At 55.5% G+C, this 22,862-nt stretch carries 20 protein-coding genes; 14 read left to right on the forward strand and 6 right to left on the reverse strand.

All coding sequences use genetic code 11. The features are described from left to right. Positions 1-52 precede the first annotated feature (52 nt). The 4 genes from ACQE3E_RS14945 to ACQE3E_RS14960 form a co-directional block, all read right to left on the reverse strand. Complete coding sequence (locus ACQE3E_RS14945; RefSeq protein ID WP_064024333.1) at positions 53-1,345, reverse strand: ammonium transporter; 1,293 nt, start codon at positions 1,343-1,345, stop codon at positions 53-55. A 129-nt stretch (positions 1,346-1,474) separates the two neighbouring features. Further along, entirely contained in the window at positions 1,475-1,813 is a 339-nt protein-coding gene (locus tag ACQE3E_RS14950) for a P-II family nitrogen regulator (protein WP_064024330.1), read from the reverse strand. 182 nt (positions 1,814-1,995) lie between these two features. After that, a complete protein-coding gene (locus tag ACQE3E_RS14955; protein WP_064024328.1) occupies positions 1,996-3,396 on the reverse strand; it encodes an ammonium transporter in 1,401 nt (466 codons plus the stop codon). A 24-nt stretch (positions 3,397-3,420) separates the two neighbouring features. Then, the gene (locus tag ACQE3E_RS14960; protein WP_064024325.1) at positions 3,421-3,759 is read right to left on the reverse strand and encodes a P-II family nitrogen regulator; all 339 of its coding nucleotides are present in this window, start codon (positions 3,757-3,759) and stop codon (positions 3,421-3,423) included. A 410-nt stretch (positions 3,760-4,169) separates the two neighbouring features. Here ACQE3E_RS14960 and ACQE3E_RS14965 point away from each other — a divergent pair, with 410 nt between their 5' ends. The 7 genes from ACQE3E_RS14965 to ACQE3E_RS14995 all read left to right on the forward strand — a co-directional run bounded on the left by ACQE3E_RS14965 (position 4,170) and on the right by ACQE3E_RS14995 (position 13,404). Then, positions 4,170-5,540 (forward strand): porin, encoded by a 1,371-nt coding sequence (locus tag ACQE3E_RS14965; protein WP_313729855.1) that lies wholly within the window; start codon positions 4,170-4,172, stop codon positions 5,538-5,540. 163 nt (positions 5,541-5,703) lie between these two features. Then, positions 5,704-7,113 carry a glutamate--ammonia ligase gene (glnA, locus tag ACQE3E_RS14970; protein ID WP_064024321.1) on the forward strand — a complete coding sequence of 470 codons (1,410 nt, stop codon included), beginning with the start codon at positions 5,704-5,706 and terminating at the stop codon, positions 7,111-7,113. 107 nt (positions 7,114-7,220) lie between these two features. Beyond that, entirely contained in the window at positions 7,221-8,000 is a 780-nt protein-coding gene (locus tag ACQE3E_RS14975) for an exodeoxyribonuclease III (protein ID WP_313729854.1), read from the forward strand. Positions 8,001-8,859: 859 nt separating this feature from the next. Next, on the forward strand, positions 8,860-9,930 hold the full coding sequence (gene glnL / locus ACQE3E_RS14980; RefSeq protein WP_168029751.1) for a nitrogen regulation protein NR(II): 1,071 nt from the start codon (positions 8,860-8,862) through the stop codon (positions 9,928-9,930). A gap of 36 nt (positions 9,931-9,966) precedes the next feature. Beyond that, positions 9,967-11,385 carry a nitrogen regulation protein NR(I) gene (ntrC, locus tag ACQE3E_RS14985; protein WP_064024315.1) on the forward strand — a complete coding sequence of 473 codons (1,419 nt, stop codon included), beginning with the start codon at positions 9,967-9,969 and terminating at the stop codon, positions 11,383-11,385. A 141-nt stretch (positions 11,386-11,526) separates the two neighbouring features. Beyond that, positions 11,527-12,882, forward strand: coding sequence for a hypothetical protein (locus tag ACQE3E_RS14990; RefSeq protein WP_281020780.1), 1,356 nt, complete (start codon positions 11,527-11,529; stop codon positions 12,880-12,882). A 21-nt stretch (positions 12,883-12,903) separates the two neighbouring features. Beyond that, on the forward strand, positions 12,904-13,404 hold the full coding sequence (locus ACQE3E_RS14995; RefSeq protein ID WP_313729853.1) for a hypothetical protein: 501 nt from the start codon (positions 12,904-12,906) through the stop codon (positions 13,402-13,404). A 1-nt stretch (position 13,405) separates the two neighbouring features. On the opposite strand, the gene ACQE3E_RS15000 is transcribed toward ACQE3E_RS14995, so the two are convergent. Further along, positions 13,406-14,215 (reverse strand): DUF2066 domain-containing protein, encoded by an 810-nt coding sequence (locus ACQE3E_RS15000; protein WP_071157606.1) that lies wholly within the window; start codon positions 14,213-14,215, stop codon positions 13,406-13,408. A gap of 78 nt (positions 14,216-14,293) precedes the next feature. On the opposite strand from ACQE3E_RS15000, the gene purM reads away from it, so the two are divergent. Next, positions 14,294-15,337 (forward strand): phosphoribosylformylglycinamidine cyclo-ligase, encoded by a 1,044-nt coding sequence (gene purM, locus ACQE3E_RS15005; RefSeq protein WP_313729852.1) that lies wholly within the window; start codon positions 14,294-14,296, stop codon positions 15,335-15,337. 36 nt (positions 15,338-15,373) lie between these two features. Here the strand turns inward: purM and amrS are convergent, their stop codons facing one another. Beyond that, entirely contained in the window at positions 15,374-16,456 is a 1,083-nt protein-coding gene (amrS, locus tag ACQE3E_RS15010) for an AmmeMemoRadiSam system radical SAM enzyme (protein ID WP_313729851.1), read from the reverse strand. Positions 16,457-16,595: 139 nt separating this feature from the next. Between amrS and amrB the strand changes: the two genes are divergently transcribed. From amrB to edd, 6 genes are all read left to right on the forward strand, one after another. Continuing rightward, the gene (amrB, locus tag ACQE3E_RS15015; RefSeq protein WP_313729850.1) at positions 16,596-17,375 is read left to right on the forward strand and encodes an AmmeMemoRadiSam system protein B; all 780 of its coding nucleotides are present in this window, start codon (positions 16,596-16,598) and stop codon (positions 17,373-17,375) included. Further along, positions 17,362-17,919 carry an AmmeMemoRadiSam system protein A gene (gene amrA, locus ACQE3E_RS15020; protein WP_313729849.1) on the forward strand — a complete coding sequence of 186 codons (558 nt, stop codon included), beginning with the start codon at positions 17,362-17,364 and terminating at the stop codon, positions 17,917-17,919. Before amrB ends, amrA begins: the two co-directional genes overlap by 14 nt. A 193-nt stretch (positions 17,920-18,112) precedes the next feature. After that, complete coding sequence (gene zwf / locus ACQE3E_RS15025; RefSeq protein ID WP_313729848.1) at positions 18,113-19,579, forward strand: glucose-6-phosphate dehydrogenase; 1,467 nt, start codon at positions 18,113-18,115, stop codon at positions 19,577-19,579. A 35-nt stretch (positions 19,580-19,614) separates the two neighbouring features. After that, positions 19,615-20,325: a 6-phosphogluconolactonase gene (gene pgl / locus ACQE3E_RS15030; RefSeq protein ID WP_064024299.1), complete on the forward strand. Its 711-nt coding sequence runs from the start codon at positions 19,615-19,617 to the stop codon at positions 20,323-20,325. A gap of 137 nt (positions 20,326-20,462) precedes the next feature. Beyond that, entirely contained in the window at positions 20,463-20,876 is a 414-nt protein-coding gene (locus ACQE3E_RS15035) for a hypothetical protein (RefSeq protein WP_313729847.1), read from the forward strand. A gap of 157 nt (positions 20,877-21,033) precedes the next feature. Continuing rightward, positions 21,034-22,854 (forward strand): phosphogluconate dehydratase, encoded by a 1,821-nt coding sequence (edd, locus tag ACQE3E_RS15040; protein WP_313729846.1) that lies wholly within the window; start codon positions 21,034-21,036, stop codon positions 22,852-22,854. Positions 22,855-22,862 lie beyond the last annotated feature (8 nt).

Raw genomic sequence — 22,862 nt, forward strand, 5'->3', positions numbered from 1 at the left:
AAAACGGGCGGAGTCGGTCTCCGCCCGCTCGAGCCGGCAAACGCTGGCGTAGTTATAGATTGTGGTAACCGGTTTCTTCGTGCAGCGCGATGTCGAGACCTTCGACTTCTTCGTCTTCGCTGACCCGCAAACCGATGGTTTTGTCGAGCAGCTTCAAGACCAGATAGCTGAACGCGGCGCTCCAAACGATGGTCACCAACACCGCCAGCGCTTGCACGCCGACTTGCTCGGCGATGCTGACACCGTTCAGCCCCAAGCCGCCGAAACTTTCCGCCGCGAACACACCGGTCAAAATGGAGCCGACGCAGCCGCCGACGCCATGCACCGGAAACACGTCCAGCGAATCGTCGATTTTCAGGCCGCGCTTCACGTATTGCGTCGCATAAAAGCAAACGATACCGGCAACAATGCCGATGACCAGACCGCCGATCGGACCGACAAAGCCCGAAGCCGGCGTAATGGTGCCTAAACCGGCCACCATGCCGGTGACGATGCCCAACACACTGGGTTTGCCGAAGCGGCGCCATTCGATGGTCATCCAGGTCAGCGAACCGGCGGCGGCGGCGATATGAGTCACCGCGATCGCCATGCCGGCGCTACCGTCGGCCTTCAGGGCGCTGCCGCCGTTGAAGCCAAACCAGCCGAACCACAGCATGCCGGCGCCGGTGACGACCATGGTCATGTTATGCGGCGGCATGGCCACGGTCGGAAAACCTTTCCGGTTGCCGATGACCAAGGCCGAGACCAGGGACGCCACGCCGGCATTGACGTGAATCACGATCCCACCGGCGAAGTCCTTGGCACCCAGCGCGGCCAGCCAGCCGTTACCCCACATCCAATGGCAAATCGGCATATAGACGACGATCAGCCATAAAGCGCTGAACCAGAGCATCGCCGAAAACTTCATCCGTTCGGCGAACGCGCCGACGATCAAGGCCGGCGTGATAATCGCGAAGGTCATTTGAAACATGAAATACACGGTTTCCGGAATATCGCCGATCAAATTAGCGATACCCATGTCCGGCAGGAACAATTTGCCGGCGCCGCCCAGCCACGGTTGCCAGTCGCCACCGTCGGCGAATACCAGACTGTACACGCCTGCCAACCATAACAACGACACCAGACAAGTAATTGCAAAACACTGCATCAAAACCGATAGCACGTTTTTGCTACGGACCAAGCCGCCGTAAAACAGCGACAAGCCGGGTATCGTCATGAACAACACCAGAGCGGTGGATGTAAGCACCCAGGCGGTGTTAGCTTGATTGATGCCCTCCGCGCACGCGGCGGCGGGCCAGATGAACAACGGTGCTGTGAGTACGAAGACTCTTTTTGTTATTGTCATTTTTGTTGAATTTTTGCTAGGTCAATTTTTGGAGAACCAGAAACGACAAAATCGCCCTGGCCCGCGAATCGTCTTCGCGAACCAGGGCGATTGAAATGTTCGCCCAGCAATAAAACCCGCTGGGGAAATCTAAATCGCGTCTTCCCCGGTTTCTCCGGTTCTGATTCGGATAATTTGTTCGAGACTGCTGACGAAGATCTTGCCGTCGCCGATTTTTCCGGTGTTGGCGGCTTTGACGATCGCCTCGACGGCCCGGTCGACCACATTGTCGGCCACGGCTATCTCCAGCTTCACTTTGGGCAAGAAATCAACCACATATTCGGCACCCCGATAAAGCTCGGTGTGGCCTTTTTGCCGTCCAAAACCTTTGACCTCGGTGGCGGTCACGCCGGCCACGCCGATCTCGGACAAGGCTTCCCTGACGTCGTCCAGTTTGAACGGTTTGATAATCGCTGTAATGAGTTTCATGCTATCCCCAAATTCGAATGAATAATTTGCTGTGTCGGAAGGCTACCGCCAATCATAAATAATTCCAGGCTAACCTACAATTTACCGGCTCAAGCACCGGAAAGGTGCTTTTAATGATAGCAAAAACGGACCGCCCTGACCGACGGTCCGTTTTTTCCTTGTTAATCAGCAATCTCGATAGCTTAAATGTGATAAGCCGTTTCGCCGTGCTCGGTCACGTCCAAACCTTCGCGCTCGGTCGCTTCGTTGACGCGCAGACCCACCGCCACGTCGGCGATTTTGAATGCCACGAACGATGCAATGCCGGACCAGACAATCGCGACACCCACGCCCCAGGCTTGGCTGGTGACTTGCGTCAACATGTCGTATTCCGCTACCGCGTTGGCGACATAATCCCACACGCCGGTACCGCCCAGTGCCGGGCTGGCGACGATGCCGGTCCCCAAGGCGCCGACGATGCCGCCAACACCGTGTACGCCGAAGGCGTCCAACGAGTCGTCATAGTTCAGCGCATGTTTCAAGCGAGTCACCGACCAGAAGCACACCGCGCCGACAACGAAGCCCAGCGCGATCGAACCCATCGGCCCCGCCCAACCGCAAGCCGGGGTGATCGCAACCAGACCGGCCACGGCGCCGGAAGTCGCGCCCAACATGCTGGGCTTGCCGCGCACCAGCCATTCCATGACCATCCAGGACAAGGTCGCGGCTGCGGCAGCCAGTAGCGTGTTAACGAAAACCAATGCAGCCAGACCGTTGGCTTCCAAGTTGGAACCGGCGTTGAAACCGAACCAACCGATCCACAACAACGAAGCGCCGATCATGTTCATCGTTACGCTATGCGGCGCGATGAATTCCTTGCCGTAGCCGATGCGTTTGCCGATCAGCAGACAGCCGACCAAACCGGCCATGCCGGCGTTGATATGCACAACGGTGCCGCCGGCGAAGTCCAGCGCGCCTTTTTGGAACAAGAAACCGGCCGTGGCTCCCGCTGCTTCGGCCGCAGTCGCGTCTGTATATGCGTCCGGACCGGCCCAGTACCAAACCATGTGCGCCATCGGTAAATAACAAATGCTGAACCAGATTACCGTAAACAACAGCACCGCCGAGAACTTCACGCGCTCGGCGAAGGCGCCGATTATTAGCGCCGGAGTAATCGCCGAAAAGGTCAGCTGAAAAGCGACATAAATGTATTCCGGCACGTACACGCCCTTGCTAAAGGTCGCCGCCATCGAATCCGGCGTGATACCGGACAGAAAGGCCTTGCTGAAACCGCCAAAAAACGCGTTGCCTTCGGTAAACGCCACGCTATACCCGTAAACCGCCCACAAAATGGCCGATAACGAAAAGATCACGAACACTTGCATCAGAATCGACAACATGTTTTTGGCTCGCACCATGCCGCCGTAAAACAATGCCAAACCGGGAATGACCATCAACGCGACCAATACCGTGGCAACAATCATCCAGGCAGTATCGCCCTTGTTCACGGTGGCTTGAACGGCCGGTGCCGCCGCTTCTTCCGCGCCGGCGATCCCCGAGAAGCCCAACAGCGCCAACAGCGCCATGCCTGCTACATATCTCATTTGCTTAGTCCCCATGGTCTAGGTTTAAAGTGCTTCTTCGCCGGATTCGCCGGTTCTGATCCGGACGACCTGCTCCAAATTAGTCACGAAAATCTTGCCGTCGCCGATCTTTCCGGTATTGGCGACTTTTACGATGGCTTCCACCGCCTGATCCAGCAACGCGTCGGCCACTGCCACCTCGATTTTGGCCTTGGGCAGAAAATCCACGACGTATTCAGCGCCGCGATACAGTTCGGTGTGGCCTTTTTGCCTGCCGAATCCCTTAACCTCGGTTACCGTCACACCGGAAACGCCGATATCCGATAACGCTTCCCGCACGTCATCGAGCTTGAACGGTTTTACAACCGCTGTTATCAGTTTCATAGTTCAACACCTCGTTGCTTGAGTTAGTAAATTCCCAACTCAGCCAAAGCAGAATATATGCCAGTATTTATATCCATGTTTTTTAAGCATAATTTGCTTAAAACATTAAAATCCCTCAGAGAATCGCACCCAGATGGTGCGAAGGTTCATGTAGCGCACCATTTCCAAACAAATGCTCACTAAAAATGTTAAGCAAACACGCTAAGTGGCGCTAAACTAAGCATTAGCTTGCAGGACCGCTATCGCGACCACCCAAGCACCACGACAGTGCAAACAACGATTTTTGCACCAAATCCACTCAAAAATACCTGGCCAACGCCCGCTATCTCCTTGATTTCCAAAGCATGAGACTTGGCCTAAAAACTGCTTAATAAACTTTCGAGTACCAACTAGAAAAGGGGAATACCATCATGAAACACCACTTCCAATCTCGCCGAACTTACGTTGCTGGCATTTTGGCGCTATGCAGCGCTTCGGCCGGCGCCGAGAGCTGGACGGAAGCCTCCGGCCTGCTCGGAGCCGCGGGCATAGACCCGAATGAAGCTAAATTCATGAAAGATCACAATCTGAAAATCGGCGGTTGGCTGGAAACCAGTGTCGGCGCCAATTTGAACGCGACTCACGACGCTTATAACGGCCCTGTGACCTTCAATGATAGAACCGCTGAAGTCCAACTCAACCAGCTTTACGTATATTTGCAGAAAGCCGTAACCGTAGGCGGCGATGCTTTCGACATCGGTGGCCGCGCCGACTTTATGTACGGTACCGACGCCATCTTTACCCAGGCGTACGGCAATCCTTCTTTCGACCCCACCACGGCATTATCAACCGGCGGTCGCGGCGATTGGGACTTGTATTTAACCGACGACCGCTTTTACGGCATCGCCTTGCCTCAAGCTTACGCAGAACTGAATTTGCCGATTGGAAACGGTATCGACGTCAAAGTCGGACATTTCTACACCCCAATCGGTTATGAAGTGGTCACATCGCCCGACAATTTCTTCGTCACTAAGCCCTACACCATGCAATATGGCGAACCTTTCACGCACACCGGCGTTCTGGCTAGCTATACAGTCAACCCAAACTGGGCTGTATCGGCTGGCGCCGTAACCGGCAGCGGCACGGGCGGCTGGGACGGCAACTTCAATAAAAATGTTGGCAACTGGTCCTTCCTGGGCGGCGTAACCTGGACCAGCGACGACGCCGGCACTTCGTTGGCACTGACTTCAACCGCTGGCGAACAGTCCGAAGTGAACAGCTCCAAATGGGCGATGTACAGCTTGGTGGGCAAACACAACTTTACCGACAAATTGCATTACATCATTCAACACGACCATGGTTTCGCGGATAACGTGTTTACAGGCAATGGCGCGAGGGCGGGTCTTGCGACGCAGAACGCGGAATGGTACGGCATAAATCAGTATTTGATTTACGATATTAACGACAAACTGTCCGCCGGTCTTCGCGCGGAATGGTTCCGAGACAATAACGGATTCAGGATTAACGGCCCTGGCCGCTGTGTAGCCGGAGCGCAACCGGACGGCTCCAATTACGCTTGCAACAACGCGTCTTGGGCATCGTACTATCAAAACGATCCTTCGTTGCTCAGCCAAGGTAGCGGATACTACGAACTGACTGCCGGCTTGAGCTACAAGCCCGCGAAATGGCTGAATCTTCGTCCAAACGTTCGCTGGGATCACAGCGATCAAGCCAAAGCTTTCGCCGGCGGCAATAGCCACGATCAAGTCCTGTTTACCGCCGACGCCGTAATCATTTTCTAATCCACTATTTTGCCCCCAGCAGCGCGATACAAACGCCTCCAGCACGTTATCGAAAACGTCCTGGAGGCTTTGTTTGTTATAGCTCTTTAGAGCCTTTGATGGTATCGTTACAGTCGATTTAGCACCTCAATCCACTACAACTAAAACTAGGAGACTTTTTCCAATGTCTGTTGATCACGTCCTGAAATTAATCCAAGAAAACGACGTTAAATTCGTCGATTTCCGTTTTTGCGACACTCGCGGAAAAGAGCAGCACGTCACCTTCCCTGCGCACACCATCGACGAAGACACTTTCGAAGAAGGCAATATGTTTGACGGTTCGTCAATCGCAGGCTGGAAACACATCAACGAATCGGACATGATTCTGATGCCGGACGCCAGCACTGCTAAAATCGACCCCTTCTTCGACGACAAAACCCTGATCTTGCGTTGCGACATCATCGAACCCAAAGACATGCAAGGTTACGCGCGCGATCCGCGCTCGATTGCAAAACGCGCCGAAGCCTATATGCAGTCCACCGGCATCGCAGACACCGCGCTGTTTGGTCCTGAAAACGAATTCTTCATTTTCGACGACGTACGTTGGAGCACCGGCATGGGCGGCTGCTCTTATCAAATCGACTCCGAGGAAGCCGGCTGGAACTCGGCGAAAGTCTACGAAAACGGCAACATTGGCCATCGCCCTGGTATCAAAGGCGGCTACTTCCCGGTTCCGCCGGTCGACTCTTTCCAAGACATGCGTTCGGCTATGTGTTTGGTTCTGGAAGAAATGGGCCAAACCGTCGAAGTCCACCACCACGAAGTAGCGACTGCGGGTCAGTGCGAAATCGGCGCTAAATTCAACACGCTGGTTAAAAAAGCCGACGAAGTGTTGGAACTGAAATACGTGGTCGCCAATATCGCCCACGCTTACGGCAAAACCGCGACCTTCATGCCGAAACCGCTGGTCGGGGACAACGGTAGCGGCATGCACGTTCACCAATCGCTGGCGAAAGGCGGCGTCAACCTGTTCACCGGCAATCTGTACGGCGGCCTGTCCGAAACCGCGCTGTATTATATCGGCGGCATCATCAAACACGCTAAAGCCTTGAACGCGATCACCAACGCTTCAACCAACAGTTACAAACGTCTGGTTCCAGGATTCGAAGCGCCGGTTATGTTGGCTTATTCCGCTCGCAACCGTTCGGCTTCGATCCGTATTCCGTACGTTAACAACCCTAAAGGTCGTCGTATCGAAGTACGTTTCCCGGACTCAACCGCTAACCCTTACTTGGCATTCTCCGCCATGTTGATGGCCGGTCTTGACGGTATCCAAAACAAAATTCACCCAGGTGAAGCGATGGATAAAGACTTGTACGACTTGCCGCCGGAAGAGGAAAAAGCCATTCCGCAAGTCTCGTTCTCTCTGGACGAAGCATTAGCCGCACTGGATGCCGACCGCGAGTTCCTGACCCGGGGCGGCGTTTTCACCGACGACGTCATCGACGGCTACATCGAGCTGAAAAAACAAGACGTTACCCGTCTGCGCATGAGCACTCACCCTGTTGAGCTGGACATGTACTACAGCTTGTAAGAGGTAGGACTGTTTCTGACAGTCCCGCACCTTCCCGGAACCCCGCAAGTTGCAAAGCTTCGCGGGGTTTTTTGTTTCGACAGACCCTTCAACTATTTGAACGTCTTATGCGGATCATTTCGATCAACCTTAACGGCATTCGCTCCGCCGACCGCAAAGGCTTTTATGATTGGCTATGCGCGCAAAATGCCGACTTTGTATGCTTGCAGGAGTTAAAGGCTCAAGCCGCCGACCTAACAGCAACCATGGCGAATCCGACCGGATATCACGGTTATTTTCATTACGCGGAGAAAAAAGGTTACAGCGGCGTTGGCATCTACAGCAAACTTCCCGCTGAAACGATCATCACCGGCCTTGGCTACGCCGATATCGACAGCGAAGGCCGTTATCTGGAAATCCGAGTCAAAAACCTGTCCGTGATTTCACTCTATTTGCCCTCGGGATCGAGCGGCGAACAACGCCAAGCGATCAAATTCAGCGTTATGGACCGCTTATACCCCCATTTGGCGCAGCTTCGGGCCAGCGGGCGACACGTTATCGTCTGTGGCGACTGGAATATCGCTCATCAGGCCATCGATTTGAAAAACTGGAGAGGCAATAAAAAGAACTCCGGCTTCCTTCCCGAAGAAAGGGCCTGGATCGGAAAGGTTCTTGGCGAGCAGGGTTGGGTCGACGTCCACCGATACTTGGAACCCGACGCTACTGAGTCCTGCTATACATGGTGGAGCAATCGCGGCCAAGCTTGGACTAAAAACGTAGGTTGGCGCATCGATTACCAGATTGCCACTCCAACGCTGGCAAATACCGCCAGTAAGGTCTCGGTCTACAAACTCGAACGCTTCAGCGATCACGCACCCCTGATTGTCGATTACGCACTCACGCTTTGAAGCCGCGCGGACATCCGGCTGACACCTGCTTTGTTAGACCGGGCGGCCCACAATTAAAACGATCGCCAGAACGAACCACATTGGTGCATTGCTCAACCTATTACGCACTAAACAAGCTCGGCCGACACCAGGCGTTCGTCTCTAAAGGTAGCTAGTGGGACGACTGTTTGTTTAACTTTAGTAGGGAGATACCCGGACCGATAGTGGCTTACCGCATTTTCGCGTCGACCGCGGCCATTTAGTGTTATAACCCAAACCAACGCACCAAAATTGTGCTTTTTGGCTAATTCGGAATTTCCGTTCGCGCTTCGCCACGACGAAGCTCGGCAACATTAGCATTGCCTTTGAGCTTCAGCACCACTGTCACTAGACTCGTTGAATCTAGCGGGTCCTAATCACCAACAATGTAGAGACCGGCGAAGACAGCAGTTGTTAAGGATTCACCCTAATTTCAAGCCATCGAAGATCCCGCGATTTGCAAAAAAACAGCGCTAAATTGCAAAACGTCCCTGAGTTTTGGTTAGCAAATCACCGCAGCAAGCGGTTGGGTACAAGTTATCCAGGGATTTGACCTTGAACTTCTCAACTGCTCGAGCTTAGCGGTCTTTGCCTATCCGTTGCAAAGTCGATTTCGATCCCAGACATCCGAGAGCAAAAAACGCTGGTATTTGGTGCGCAAGCGACGCCGGTATTTAAAGAAAATCGACCACATTAACGGGCCGATAAACTCCTCAAACGCAATACTTGGAACCCATGCACCACTTGGCCAATCACCTGATCATTACCCTCACATTCTTGATCCGGATATGGCTCGTATATTGCTGTATAAACGTAGCCGACAGGAGAATCCAATAACACCGTGTACAAAAAAATCCTCGATCACCTGAACGAAGCCATCCTGATGTTCGACAGGGATTTACTGCTGACCTACATTAATCCGGCCGGCGAAATGCTGTTCGCCGATAGCGCTAAGCATTTGCTCGGCAATCCGGCCCAGAAGCTTTTTAAAATCGGACATCACGGCTTGTTTACCGATTTGATGCAGCGCCTACATCAGCACGAACCGTTGGTAGACAGAGAATTGATACTGGAGCGGATGAGCCAATCCATCACCGTCAATCTTAGTGCCACGCCGTTACTGGAAGACGGTCAGTTGAACGAAATCCTGATCGAGCTTCAGCAAGTCGACAGGCATTTACGTATTACCAAAGAGGAGCAACTGCTGGCGCAGCAAAATACCAGCCGGATGTTGGTGCGCGGACTGGCGCACGAAATCAAGAACCCGCTGGGCGGACTTCGCGGCGCGGCTCAACTGCTGGATTTGGAATTGCACGACCCGGAACTGAAGGAATATACCCAGATCATCATTGCCGAATCGGACCGTTTGCAAGAGCTTATGGACAAGATGCTGGGACCCAATAAACCGGCCCATAAAAGTTTGTTGAACATCCACGAAATATTGGAGCGTGTTCGTCAACTGGTCGCCGTGGAAGCCGGTAATAACATCAGCCTGGAAACCGATTACGACCCCAGCATTCCCGAACTGTTCGCCGACAAAAACCAGTTGATCCAGGCCTTGCTGAACATCGTCCGCAACGCCATTCAAGCGATTCAGACCTCGGGCCGAATCACATTGAAAACCCGGATTCGCCGCCACATGACGATAGGCCGTAAACGCTACCGGCTGGCGGTGAAGATCGACGTCATCGACAACGGCCCGGGCATCAAACCCGAGTTAATGGGACAGATTTTTTACCCGATGATTACCGGACGGGCCGAAGGTACCGGCTTGGGCCTGTCCATCGCCCAATCTTTGATTAACCAACACAGCGGCTTAATCGAATGCGAAAGCGAGCCGGGCAATACCGTATTCTCTATTTATTTACCGTTAGCCGATAATCTTGGCAAAAAAGCATCGAATCGAAATTGATGCCATCATCTTAATATTGAGTTTTGGAGAGATCTCATGCCACTGCCAGATAAGGTCTGGATTGTCGATGACGACAAATCGATACGCTGGGTGTTGGAAAAAGCCCTGCAAAAGGCCAGCATCGTCACGCGCTGCTTCGCCAACGCCGCCGATTTGTTGAAAGAACTATCCAAGGAATTGCCGCATGTTTTGATTACCGATATCCGCATGCCGGGCATGGACGGCTTCGAACTGTTGCGCAAGGTACAGCACGACCATCCTAATCTGCCGGTCATCATCATGACGGCGCATTCGGATTTGGAAAGCGCGGTATCGGCCTTTCACGGCGGTGCATTCGAGTATTTACCCAAGCCGTTCGATGTCAACGAAGTGGTCGAGACGGTACAACGCGCTTGCATTCACAGCAAGCAGTTGCAAAACGACGTCGCTCAAGAGCCTCCAGTCAACGAAGAGACCCCTGAGATCATCGGTGAAGCGCCTGCGATGCAGGAAGTGTTCCGAGCCATAGGCAGACTCGCGCGCTCGCACATCACCGTCTTGATCAACGGCGAATCCGGCACGGGCAAGGAACTGGTCGCTCGGGCTTTACACCGGCACAGTCCACGCGCCGAGCAGCCTTTCATCGCGCTGAATATGGCGGCGATTCCGAAAGACCTGATGGAATCGGAGCTGTTCGGTCACGAAAAAGGCGCGTTTACCGGAGCCCAGGCCCGGCGCATCGGCCGTTTCGAGCAAGCCAATCACGGCACGTTGTTTCTCGATGAAATCGGCGACATGCCCGCCGATATGCAAACCCGTTTGCTACGGGTATTGGCGGACAACGAATTTTACCCGGTCGGCGCACATTCGCCGGTTAAGGTCAATGTCCGTATCATTGCCGCCACCCACCAAAATTTGGAGTTATTGGTTGCCCAGGGACGCTTTCGCGAGGATTTATTTCACCGGCTGAACGTTATCCGCATCCACATCCCACCACTGCGTGAACGTCGGCAGGACATCGGCTTGTTGATGCGGCATTTTCTATACCAAAGCGCCAAGGAGCTGGGTACCGAGGTCAAATCCTTGAAACCCGAGGCAGAGGCCTTCCTCAGTAATTTGAAGTGGCCCGGCAATGTCCGTCAACTGGAAAACACCTGCCGCTGGTTGACGGTCATGGCATCGGGCCGCGAAATTCATATCGAGGATTTGCCGCCAGAACTGATGCAAACCGCTACCGAGACCGCCGGCGAAGTCGAGCGAGGTGACTGGGAGAGCCAGTTTCGTTCCTGGGTGAAGCAACAACTCAACGCCGGCAAGGTCGACATCGCCAAGCAAGCCATTCCTTCGGTGGAAACCCTGCTGATCGAATCGGCGCTGACTCACACCCACGGCCGCAAACACGAAGCGGCTCAATTGCTAGGATACGGCCGCAATACGCTGACCCGAAAAATCAAGGAATTGGACATCAAGGAATAATTCGCTTCCCGCGTCCGGGCGCCCCGTTTACAGGGTCGCCCACCCTTCCCTACCAGGAATTTTTATCCGTTTAAATGTCGTCGGTGTATACTCCGCCCGATCGATCAACCTCTAGCCACTTATAAAAAAGGTTCACAGCACATGGCGGACAAAACGGCAAGTAAATACCTGATAAACCTAGAAAAACAATTCGCGGCAGCCGACCCGGTCCTGCAAAAAACCGCAAGATTGTTCCAGGAATTGGACCAAATCGAATTCGACATGGGGCTGATCGACTCCGAGGAAAGCACCGCCCGCAAAACCACTTGGTGGCCGGTTATCAGTACGCTGGGCGGTTACTCACCGGCCAAATCCGACTTCCTGGCCCGATACCTCAACTCGCCGCTGCACACCGTTCGCCACAAATTCACAGTCTTGCAATACACGCCGCAAGCCGCCGGCGCCACGCTGCCGGGTACCGCGCTGGACGCCGATCACCGCCTGCCCTTTTACAGAATCGGCCAAGCCATGGAACAAGTCCTGCCCGGCGAGGGCGGCAAACTCAATGGCCATCTGGAGCTGGTGACGGTCAATAGCTCTAAATTGAAAGGCAAGCTGGTTATCGACACGCCGGTGCTGAGCAATACCACCGAAAATGCCGTCACCGCGATGCTGCGCAAATACGTACTGGATATTTCCGATCTGGTACTGGTGTTCACCGATTTGTTCGAAGCCGATGCCGAACTGAACAAGGCCGCCCTGACCGAAATCGTTGCCCAGCAAGACTCCAATAAATTCGTATTCGTGATCGATCACTCCGAAATCGGCCTGGACCCCGCCAAAAGCCAGGATATCGCCAATGCTTGGCAACGCCGCTTGGCCGAACTGGGCATACACACCGGCCAGTTCGTGGTGTTGAGCCAAAACAGCGACGGCGCCGCGCTCGACCAGCGAATCGCCAACTTGGCAAGCGACCGTTCCTACCGGGTATTGGCCACCCTGCAGGATAGCATCCGAGCCATCGACGATGTGATTCTGCCGGAAGTCGAAGCCTCGCTGACCACTTGGAAAGAACGTTGCAACGCGACGACGCTGATCGTGCTCGGCTTCATCATCATGCTGGCGCTGTTCGCCGAAATCGCCGTCGGCATTCTGGAACTGATCTTCGACCCCATTATCGGCCCGGCTATCGCCATCGCGCTGATTGCGCTGCTGACTCCGATGCATCTGATCGTCAGCCGAGTACACGCCAAGTTCATCGTTAAACAACTGCACAAACGCCAAAAACAATTGAATTTGACCGAAGATCTGGCGGCACTATTCGAAAAGAGCCAAAGCTTCTGGCGCATGCTGTTACCGATCACCGATCCGGTCGGCAAAAACAAAAAAAACCGCAAGAAGCTGGCCGGTTTGATCGAGCAAAGCAAGGATCTGGTACAGGCGCTGAACGACCAATTTAGCCATACCCAGCAGGAATATCGGCACGACTTGGACGCCTACGCCTTCGAGGAACGCTAAACCCGCCACGGTCCCGCCGCCATGGAACTGATCAGATACTATCTCCCGCTGTGCTGGCTCAATGTTTCCGCGCTGGAACTGCCCAGTTCGACACGCTTTTTCAAGTACAACATTTATTTTTATTTCGGCATGGTGTTTTTCATCAAATTCAACATGTCGGACGACTTGGAAACTGTCTTCGAAGTCCTGATCGAAACCGGGCTGACCTTGGGATTTATCGCGTTAGTCCTGGGTTTGAACGGTACTTTTCGCACTTACGTTCAGGTAGCCAGCGCCATCTTGTTCTGCGAAAACCTGGTAGGCATTTTTCTGGTACCCATCGTATTTTGGGTCACTGTCGCCGAGGACGCGCTGAGCTATTCGGCGTTGGCGGTATTTTTCCTCTGGGATATGCTGATGATCGCTCGAATATTTAAGGACGTGTTGCTGATCAACCGGCCGGCGTCGCTAGTGATGTCACTGTTCTATTTTCTGTCCAGTTACGGCGGCGCTTACGGGATTTACAGCCTAATAGCCGGCTGACTCAAGGCTTCACGCCGTAATAATTGGAAAGCACATCGTAAGCCCCCTGGGCGGCGGCTACCGCCGTCGCTTTCAACGGCTGACAAGGACTGTTCCACTGTTTGATCTTGCCATCGAAATAAAACGCCCACTCGCCCTGCCAGCATTCGCCTTTTTCGACGATGCGCCCCGCCATGACCGATGTCACTTCATAACGAGCCGAAACCGCCAACAAACCGCGCGAGTCGGCGCTCAACACTTGGCTGACCGTGATTCTTTGTTGTTCCTCCAGGTCCAGCATCGGAAAAATCATCGGAATGCCTTTGACCTTCGCCGCGAACGCCAGCGCACTCTCCAGCTCCGGCATGGTATCCGCATTGTAAAACTGACGATTGCCGCCCTGATCGACGACTAGCCACACCAACGTTTCCGGGCGGATCTCGCTCCAGATGCCGACATGGCTATCGCGCATCACTTGCATCACCTGATCCTCATCGAACTCGATCCGCGCCAAACGGGCCTCGGTATCGGGCGATTCGTCCGCGGAAATCAGCGAAAATTGGAATTGCTTGACATAGTTTTGCGCCCCAGTCAGCGCCTGTTGCACCGCCGGAATCTTGGAAATGTCTTCGGACACCAGCACTCGGCTCAACACGGCGTACAAGCCTTGCTTGATCACCTGTGTCCTATCCTCGGCGGATTGGCCCCTCGCCACCAACTCGATCTCGTACAAGCCCTTGACCTCGACCGCTTCGGCAAACGGCACAGCCAGTAGACCCGTTAAAACCATGGCCACCGCGGCCCGTCCGGCCTTCTTAAATGCTTCGCTCACTAGCCCACCCTGACAATGTCACATTTCGAATATAGTACAATATCGGTCGATTCCATCTTAACTTTAAAGAGGCCAACCTTGAGCGAACAACCCACTGACCGCCTGGATTACAAAAGCGCCGGCGTCGATATCGAAGCCGGAAACGCCTTGGTCGATCGCATCAAACCCATCGCCGCCAAAACCCGCAACGCCGGCGTGATGGCGGGGCTGGGCGGCTTCGGTTCGCTGTTCGAACTGCCGCTGGACCGCTATCAACAGCCGGTGCTGGTTTCCGGCACCGACGGCGTCGGCACCAAATTGAAATTGGCGCTGGACACCGGCATTCACGACACGGTCGGCATCGATCTGGTCGCGATGTGCGTCAACGATATTATCGTGCAAGGCGCCGAACCGCTGTTTTTCCTGGATTATTTCGCGACCGGCAAACTCGACGTCGATACCGCCGCCAGCGTGATCGAAGGCATAGGCCTGGGTTGCGAGCAGGCCGGCGCGGCGCTGGTCGGCGGCGAAACCGCCGAAATGCCCGGCATGTACGCTGACGGCGATTACGATTTAGCCGGCTTCTGCGTCGGCATCGTCGAAAAGTCCCGCATCATCGACGGTAGCCAAGTCCAAGCCGGCGACAAATTGATCGCGCTGGGCTCGTCCGGCCCACATTCCAACGGCTACTCGCTGATCCGCAAAATCGTCGCGCGTAGCGGCTTGACCTGGACCGACACCGTCAACGGCAAACCGCTGGGCGAAACGCTGCTGACGCCGACCCGCATCTACGTCAAACCCTTGCTCGAATTACTGAAGTCCGTCCCTGTACATGCGATGGCGCATATTACCGGCGGCGGCATTACCGAAAACCTGCCTAGAGTTTTGCCGAACGGTCTGAATGCCGCGATCGACTTGACTAGTTGGGATTTCCCGGCGACTTTTCAATGGTTGCAACAACAAGGCAACGTAGCGCTGGAGGATATGCTGGTCACCTTCAACTGCGGGGTCGGCATGATCGTTTGCGTGGCGGCGGCCGACGAAGCCGCGACCGTGGAAATTCTCGGCCGGCAAGGCGAAACCGCTTTTACGATCGGTGAAATCGTCGCCGGCGACGGCAAGCCCGGCGTCGTTTACCGCTAACCTCGCTATCGGCCGGCGCGCTTATCACCGGCCGATTTAAATGCTAACCCCGATCCGTTTCGCGCCCCAATCGCCGGGCGCCGCTTCGAACAAACCGGCGCAAACAGTGCCGCAGAATCGGCAGCATCCGGCTGCATTCAGATTCCAATCCGACAACACATACCAGTCCCGGCCTATCAGCATTTCGCCGCACTGGTGGCAGTACGTGCTTTCGGCGGCCTTATCGTGCACGTTGCCGACATAGGCGTAACGAACGCCATTTTTGGTCGCGATCTGCCTAGCCCGTAACAAGGTAGATAACGGCGTACGCGGCTTGTCGGTCATTTTCCAATCGGGATGGAAGGCGGTGAAATGCATCGGCACCTCCGGCCCCAAATGTTCGACCACCCATTGGGTCATCGCCTCCAATTCGGCTTCGCTATCGTTTTCGTCGGGAATCAGCAAGGTCGTCAATTCCAGCCAAACCTGGGTTTCGTGCTGCAAATACAATAAGGTATCCAAGACTGCTTGCAAATGACCGCCGGTGACTTTGTGGTAGAACCTTTCGCTGAAGGCTTTCAGGTCTACATTAGCGGCATCCATGTATCGGTAAAACTCAACGCGCGGCTCCGGGCATACATAGCCCGCCGTTACCGCGACCGATTTCAGACCGAGGTCGCGGCAAGTTTGCGCGGTATCGATCGCGTACTCGTGGAAAATCACCGGGTCGTTATAGGTGTAAGCCACGCTCCGGCAGCCATGGGCCAAAGCAGCGTTGGCTATAGCCTCCGGCGCGGCGCGGCGCGTCAAGGTATCCATCTCACGGGATTTACTGATGTCCCAATTCTGACAAAACTTGCAAGCCAGATTGCAACCGGCGGTACCGAACGACAGTACCGGCGAGCCCGGCAAAAAGTGATTCAGCGGTTTTTTTTCGATGGGATCAACCGCGAAGCCGCTGGAGCGGCCGTAGCTGGTCATCACGATGCGGCTATCCAGATTTTGCCGCACAAAGCACAAGCCACGCTGGCTTTCATGCAATTTGCAAAAACGCGGGCATAGATCGCACTGGACGCGACCGTCGTCGAGCGCGTGCCAATAGCGGGTGGCGACGGTATCGCCGCCGAGGAATGTCGTCATCGCCGTTCTCCTTGAACCCTAATCGAAAACCACTGTCGGTAGCAGGCTATACTGAGTATCGCAAGCCTGAAACACGGCTCAATCCGCTTCGGCGCCTTGCCCCGTCTGATCGTATCAATAACAGTTACAAGGATCAGCCATGAACAGAAAACCCGCAGTGGCCGGCCGCTTTTACCCGGCCGATCCCTTACAATTGCATAATGCGGTCGACAGCTATCTGCGCGCGGCCGATTCCAGCGGCAACGTACCCAAGGCCATCATCGTCCCTCATGCCGGTTACATCTATTCCGCTCCGGTCGCCGCCACCGCTTACGCGCGCTTGGCACCCGCCGCCGAGCGGGTCCGCAGGGTCGTGTTGATCGGCCCGTCGCACCAAGTCGCTTTTCGCGGTTTGGCGGTCAGTCGCGCTCACGCCTATAGTACACCGCTGGGCGATGTCGAAGTCGATCGCGATGCGATAGCCCAATTACTGCAATTGCCGTTCGTGGAGTACGTCGAACAGGCCCATACCCTCGAACACAGCCTAGAAGTGCATCTACCCTTTTTGCAAGAAGTATTTCGCGACTTCAAGCTGATTCCGATCGTCGCCGGCGAAGCGGAACCCTCCCAGGTCGCCAGCCTGCTTGAATTACTCTGGGGTGGCGACGAAACCTTGTTGGTGATCAGTTCCGACCTGAGCCATTATCACGACTATGCGACCGCGCAACGCCTAGACCGCGACACCAGCCGCCTGATCGAAGCGCTACGGTACGAGGAAATCGTCGGCGACGCCGCTTGCGGCCGGGTCGGCGTCAACGGCTTGCTGAAACTCCTGCGCGACACGGGCCGGTCGATCAAGACCATCGATTTACGCAATTCCGGCGATACCGCCGGCGACAAAGCCAGAGTCGTGGGTTACGGTGCCTATGTCGTTGAATGACGTCGAACGCGGCTGCTTGCTGACCCTGGCGAAAGCATCCATTGCCCACGGCCTCGCGCATGGCCGGCCGTTGCCGGTCAATCTGGCGGATTATCCCGCCAAATTGACCGGGCCGGCCGCGACTTTCGTGACGCTGGAACTGGACGGTCAACTGCGCGGTTGCATCGGCAGGCTGGAAGCCGCTCGGCCGTTGGTCGAGGATATCGCCGAGAACGCCTATGCCGCCGCTTTCCGCGATTCGCGTTTTCCGCCGGTCACGGCCGCCGAATTGGCTGGGCTGAGTCTGCATATTTCGGTATTGAGTCCATCCGAACCGCTCTATTTCGCATCCGAAACGGACCTGATCAGCCAACTTCGGCCCGGCATCGACGGTCTGATTCTGAGCGAAGGCGGCAGGCGCGGTACTTTTCTACCCTCGGTTTGGGAGGACCTGCCAGACCCGGTGGAATTTCTGCGCCATCTAAAACGCAAAGCCGGCCTGCCGGCCGACTACTGGTCGAGCACGGTAAAAATCCAGCGCTACACCACCGAAATGTTCGGCTGAAACGCCGCGACAAACACACCGGCAAACCCAGCAAAATCGGCACCTCCAGCCGAAAGCCTTGTTTGGCGCCAGCCTGAACCATTATAATGGGGGCATTTTCGCCACGATGCGCGGCCGGCTGATTCAGAACCACAAGCCGAGTCGAACGCCGGGTCGGTCGGCGGCCACATTCTCTTGGTTTTCGGTACCCTCAATGAAAAACAATTCCTATAAACCCTGCGACTTGGTGATCTACGGCGCGCTGGGCGATTTGTCTAAACGCAAATTGCTGATCTCGTTATACCGTCTGGAGAAATCCAACCTACTGGAGCCCGACACCCGCATCATCGGCGTGGACAGATTGGAAGAAACCAGTGCCGGCTTCGTCGAAATTGCCCACAAAAGTCTGGTCGCTTTTTTGCATAACACGATCAACGAAGAAATCTGGCAACGCTTTTCACAACGCCTGTCGTATCTGAAAATCGACCTGACCCAACCCGACCAATACCGCCAATTGAACACCGCCGTAGACGCCGAAAAGCGAGTGATGGTCAATTATTTCGCGGTCGCGCCGTTTCTGTTCAAGAACATCTGCCAAGGCCTGCATAGCTGCGGCGTGTTGACGCCGGAATCGCGGATGGTGATGGAAAAACCGATAGGCCACGATTTGAAATCTTCGAAGGAAATCAATGACGTCGTCGCCGATGTTTTCCACGAGGATCAGGTCTATCGCATCGACCATTACCTGGGCAAGGAAACCGTGCTCAATCTGCTGGCGTTGCGTTTCGCCAATTCGATCTTCACGACCAACTGGAATCACAACACGATAGACCACATTCAAATCACGGTTGGCGAGGACATCGGTATCGAAGGCCGCTGGGAATACTTCGACAAGACCGGCCAGCTCCGCGACATGCTGCAAAACCATTTGCTGCAAATTCTGACCTTCGTAGCGATGGAGCCGCCGGCCGACCTGTCGGCGGAAAGCATACATATGGAAAAGATCAAGGTATTGAAATCGCTACGGCCGATCACGGTCCGCAATGTCGAGGAAAAAACCGTGCGCGGCCAATACACGGCCGGTTTCATCAAAGGCTCGGCGGTACCGGGGTATCTTGAGGAAGACGGTGCCAACAAGGAAAGTACCACAGAAAGCTTCGTGGCGATTCGGGTCGACATCGACAATTGGCGTTGGGCCGGCGTGCCGTTTTACATGCGTACCGGCAAACGCATGCCCAACAAGCGCACCGAAATCGTCGTCAATTTCAAGCAACTGCCGCATAACATCTTCAAGGACAGCTTCCGCGAACTACCGGCCAACAAGCTGGTCATTCACTTGCAGCCCAACGAAGGCGTGGACGTCGTGATGCTGAACAAAGTGCCGGGTATCGACGGCAACATCAAATTGCAACAAACCAAACTGGACTTGAGCTTTTCGGAAACCTTCAAGAAAAACAGCATCTTCGGTGGTTATGAAAAGCTGATTTTGGAAGCCCTGCGCGGCAACCCAACGCTGTTTTTAAGCCGCGAGGAAATCGAACAGGCTTGGACCTGGGTCGATTCGATCCAGGATGCCTGGGCTCATAGCCATAGCGCGCCGAAATCCTATCCGGCCGGCAGTTGGGGGCCGATCGCTTCGGTCGCGCTGTTGGCCCGCGACGGCCGCGCCTGGGAAGAATAATTACACGCACCGCACCCATCGAGAGTTTTAAGATCATGGTTAGAGAATTCTTTTTTGAAAACCGCACCCACCTGCTGACCGCGCTGTCGGCCGAATGTCAGGACGTTCTGGCCGAGGGTATTAGCAAACACGGTCTGGCCACGTTGTTGGTTTCCGGCGGCACGACACCGGCGCCGCTTTACGAAGCCTTGTCCAAAGCCGACATGAACTGGAAAAAAATCCGGATCGGCCTCGTCGACGAGCGCTGGGTCGACGACCAACACGCCGCCAGCAATGAAGCACTGATTCGCCGCAGCCTGTTAATCAATAACGCCAAAAACGTCGAGTTCGTCGGTATGAAAAACGCCGCCGCGACCGCCGCCGCCGGCCAAGCCGAAACCGAAACCCGTTATCGCGGCCTGCCCAATCCGTTCACGCTGGCGATCGTCGGCATGGGCGCGGACGGCCACACCGCGTCGCTGTTTCCCCATGCCGAAGGCCTGGCCGATGCGCTACGCGAGGATAACGACCAACTGACGGCGGCGATCACGGCGACAGCCAGCGACATTACCGGTCCCAACACCGAACGCATGACGCTGACCCGCAATGCCTTACTGAACACCGACCGCATCATTATCCTGTTTACCGGCGAGGACAAATTGGCGATCTTCGGCAAGGCTCAACAGAACGGCCCGGTCGAAGACATGCCGATCCGAGCGTTGTTACACCAAGATAAGGTGCCAGTGGAGTTGTATTGGGCGCCGTAACCTGAAAAACTGCAATCCGAGAAACCAGCCAAGGGGCGACCGGTGTATAGTAAAAATCTGAAAAGCGATACGTTTTTGATTTTGAAGGCCGTCATGACCAAGCCGATTACTTTTTCGCCCGCGTCGCCGACGACGGATTGTCGGGAAAAACCGCCCGCTACGATGTCATTATTTCGCGCGCGGTATTGGAACACGTCGATCAGCTGGACGCCACGTTTCTGGATATTCGGCAAGCGCTACGCGCCGACGGGGTTTCGCTACGCAAAGTCGACTTAAAAAGCCATGGGCTGGAGCCCTATCCGCCGTTTGATTTTTTAAGTTGGCCGACTGGGCTGTATCGGATGACGTATTCCCGTAAAGGCTTGCCGAATCGCCGGCGAGCCACCGGTTTGGCTACCAAAAAACTGCGCCTGGTAGAGGCTCTGGATTTGGATTTGGATTTGGAAGCGGTCAACGCGATCAGACCCCACCTTGCCTCCGAATTTCGCGATTTAGAACCGAGCTTGCTCGGCTGGCAACGTTTTTGGATAGAACCGACCAACAGCGCTTGAACCGGAGGCCGTGGCCACCCGTCGTGCTGACTTCTGTTTAGACCCAGCCATTTCCGCTGCTCGCTCGGTACCAATTCCAAAGCGAAAGCAGTCGGGCCTCATATGCGGCTGACCTTGAGATTCCGTTAAACGTTTATTTTCCGACCAGGACACCACGATGCATCCCACACTCGAAAAAGTCACGCAAACCATCATCGAACGCAGTCGCGACAGCCGCGGCGCCTATTTGTCCCGTCTGGAAGCCGCCGTCGATCAAGGCCCGCACCGCGCCAAATTGGCCTGCGGCAACCTGGCTCACGGCTTCGCGGCCTGCGCCGGCGGCGAAAAGGAAGACTTAGCCGGTTCGCAAAAGCCCAATGTCGGCATCATTTCGGCGTACAACGACATGCTGTCCGCCCACGAACCCTATAAGGATTTTCCGGCATTGATCAAACAAGCCGTGCGCGATGCCGGCGGCGTGGCCCAATTCGCCGGCGGCGTACCGGCGATGTGCGACGGCGTCACCCAAGGCCAACCCGGCATGGAGTTGTCGCTGTTCAGCCGGGACGTGATTGCGATGAGCACCGCGATCGGCCTTAGCCACAACATGTTCGACGCCGCGTTGTACCTGGGCGTCTGCGACAAGATCGTCCCCGGCCTGTTGATCGGCGCCCTGAGTTTCGGCCATCTGCCGGCGGTATTCGTACCGGCCGGCCCAATGCCCAGCGGCCTACCCAACAAGGAAAAGGTCCGCATTCGCCAACTCTATGCCGAAGGCAAGGTCGGCCGCAAGGAGCTACTGGAATCCGAATCGCAGTCCTACCACAGCCCCGGTACCTGCACCTTTTACGGCACCGCCAACAGCAATCAGATGATGGTCGAGATCATGGGCCTGCACTTGCCCGGCAGCTCCTTCATCAATCCTTACACGCCGCTACGCGACGAGTTGACCAAGGCCGCCGCCAAGCAAGTCTTGAAATTCACCGCGGCCGGCAACGACTTCAGACCGATAGGCCACGCAATCGATGAAAAGGCCATCGTCAACGCGTTGATCGGCCTGTTGGCCACCGGCGGATCGACCAATCACACGATACATTTGATCGCGATCGCCCGCGCCGCCGGCGTGATTATCAACTGGGACGACTTCGACAAGCTGTCGAAAATCATCCCGCTGCTAGCCAAGATCTATCCCAACGGCTCGGCCGACGTCAACCACTTCCAAGCGGCCGGCGGCATGGGCGTTTTGATCGCCGAACTGCTGTGCAACGGCCTGCTGCACGGCGACATCCTGACGATAGGCGACGAACGCGGCATGGCGCAATACAGCCGGGAACCGAAGCTGACCGAGGCCGGACTGCGCTGGGAAGCAGGGCCGGCGAGCTCGCAGGACGATGCGGTCATTTCCACGGTCGGCCAGCCCTTCCAACCGACCGGCGGCCTGAACGTGATGCACGGCAACCTCGGCCGCGGCGTCTCGAAGATCTCGGCGGTCGCCGAGCAACATCAAGTCGTGACCGCCCCGGCCGTGGTCTTCGACGATCAAGATGACGTGGTCGCGGCCTTCAAACGCGGCGAGTTGGAGAAAGACTGCATCGTGGTGTTACGCTTCCAAGGACCGAAAGCCAACGGCATGCCTGAATTGCACAAACTGACGCCGCCGCTGGGCGTATTGCAGGACAAAGGCTTCAAAGTGGCCCTGATCACCGACGGCCGCATGTCCGGCGCCTCCGGAAAAGTGCCATCGGCGATTCACATGTGCCCGGAATGCCTGGACGGCGGTCCGCTGGCCAAGGTCCGCGACGGCGACGTCATCGTTTTGAACACGCAGACCGGCGAAGTCAACGTCCAGGTCGATCCGGCGGAATTCGAGGCCAGGGTCGCCGCCGCCAATACCGCTAAGGGCCACCACTTCGGCATGGGCCGGGAATTGTTCGGTGGCTTCCGCGCCCACGCCTCGTCCGCCGAAACCGGCGCGACCAACTTGTTTTACGTCGATTAACACAATAA

Origin of the sequence: Methylomonas sp. MED-D (genome assembly GCF_050276835.1) — a bacterium.
Taxonomy (GTDB): Bacteria; Pseudomonadota; Gammaproteobacteria; order Methylococcales; family Methylomonadaceae; genus Methylomonas; species Methylomonas koyamae_A.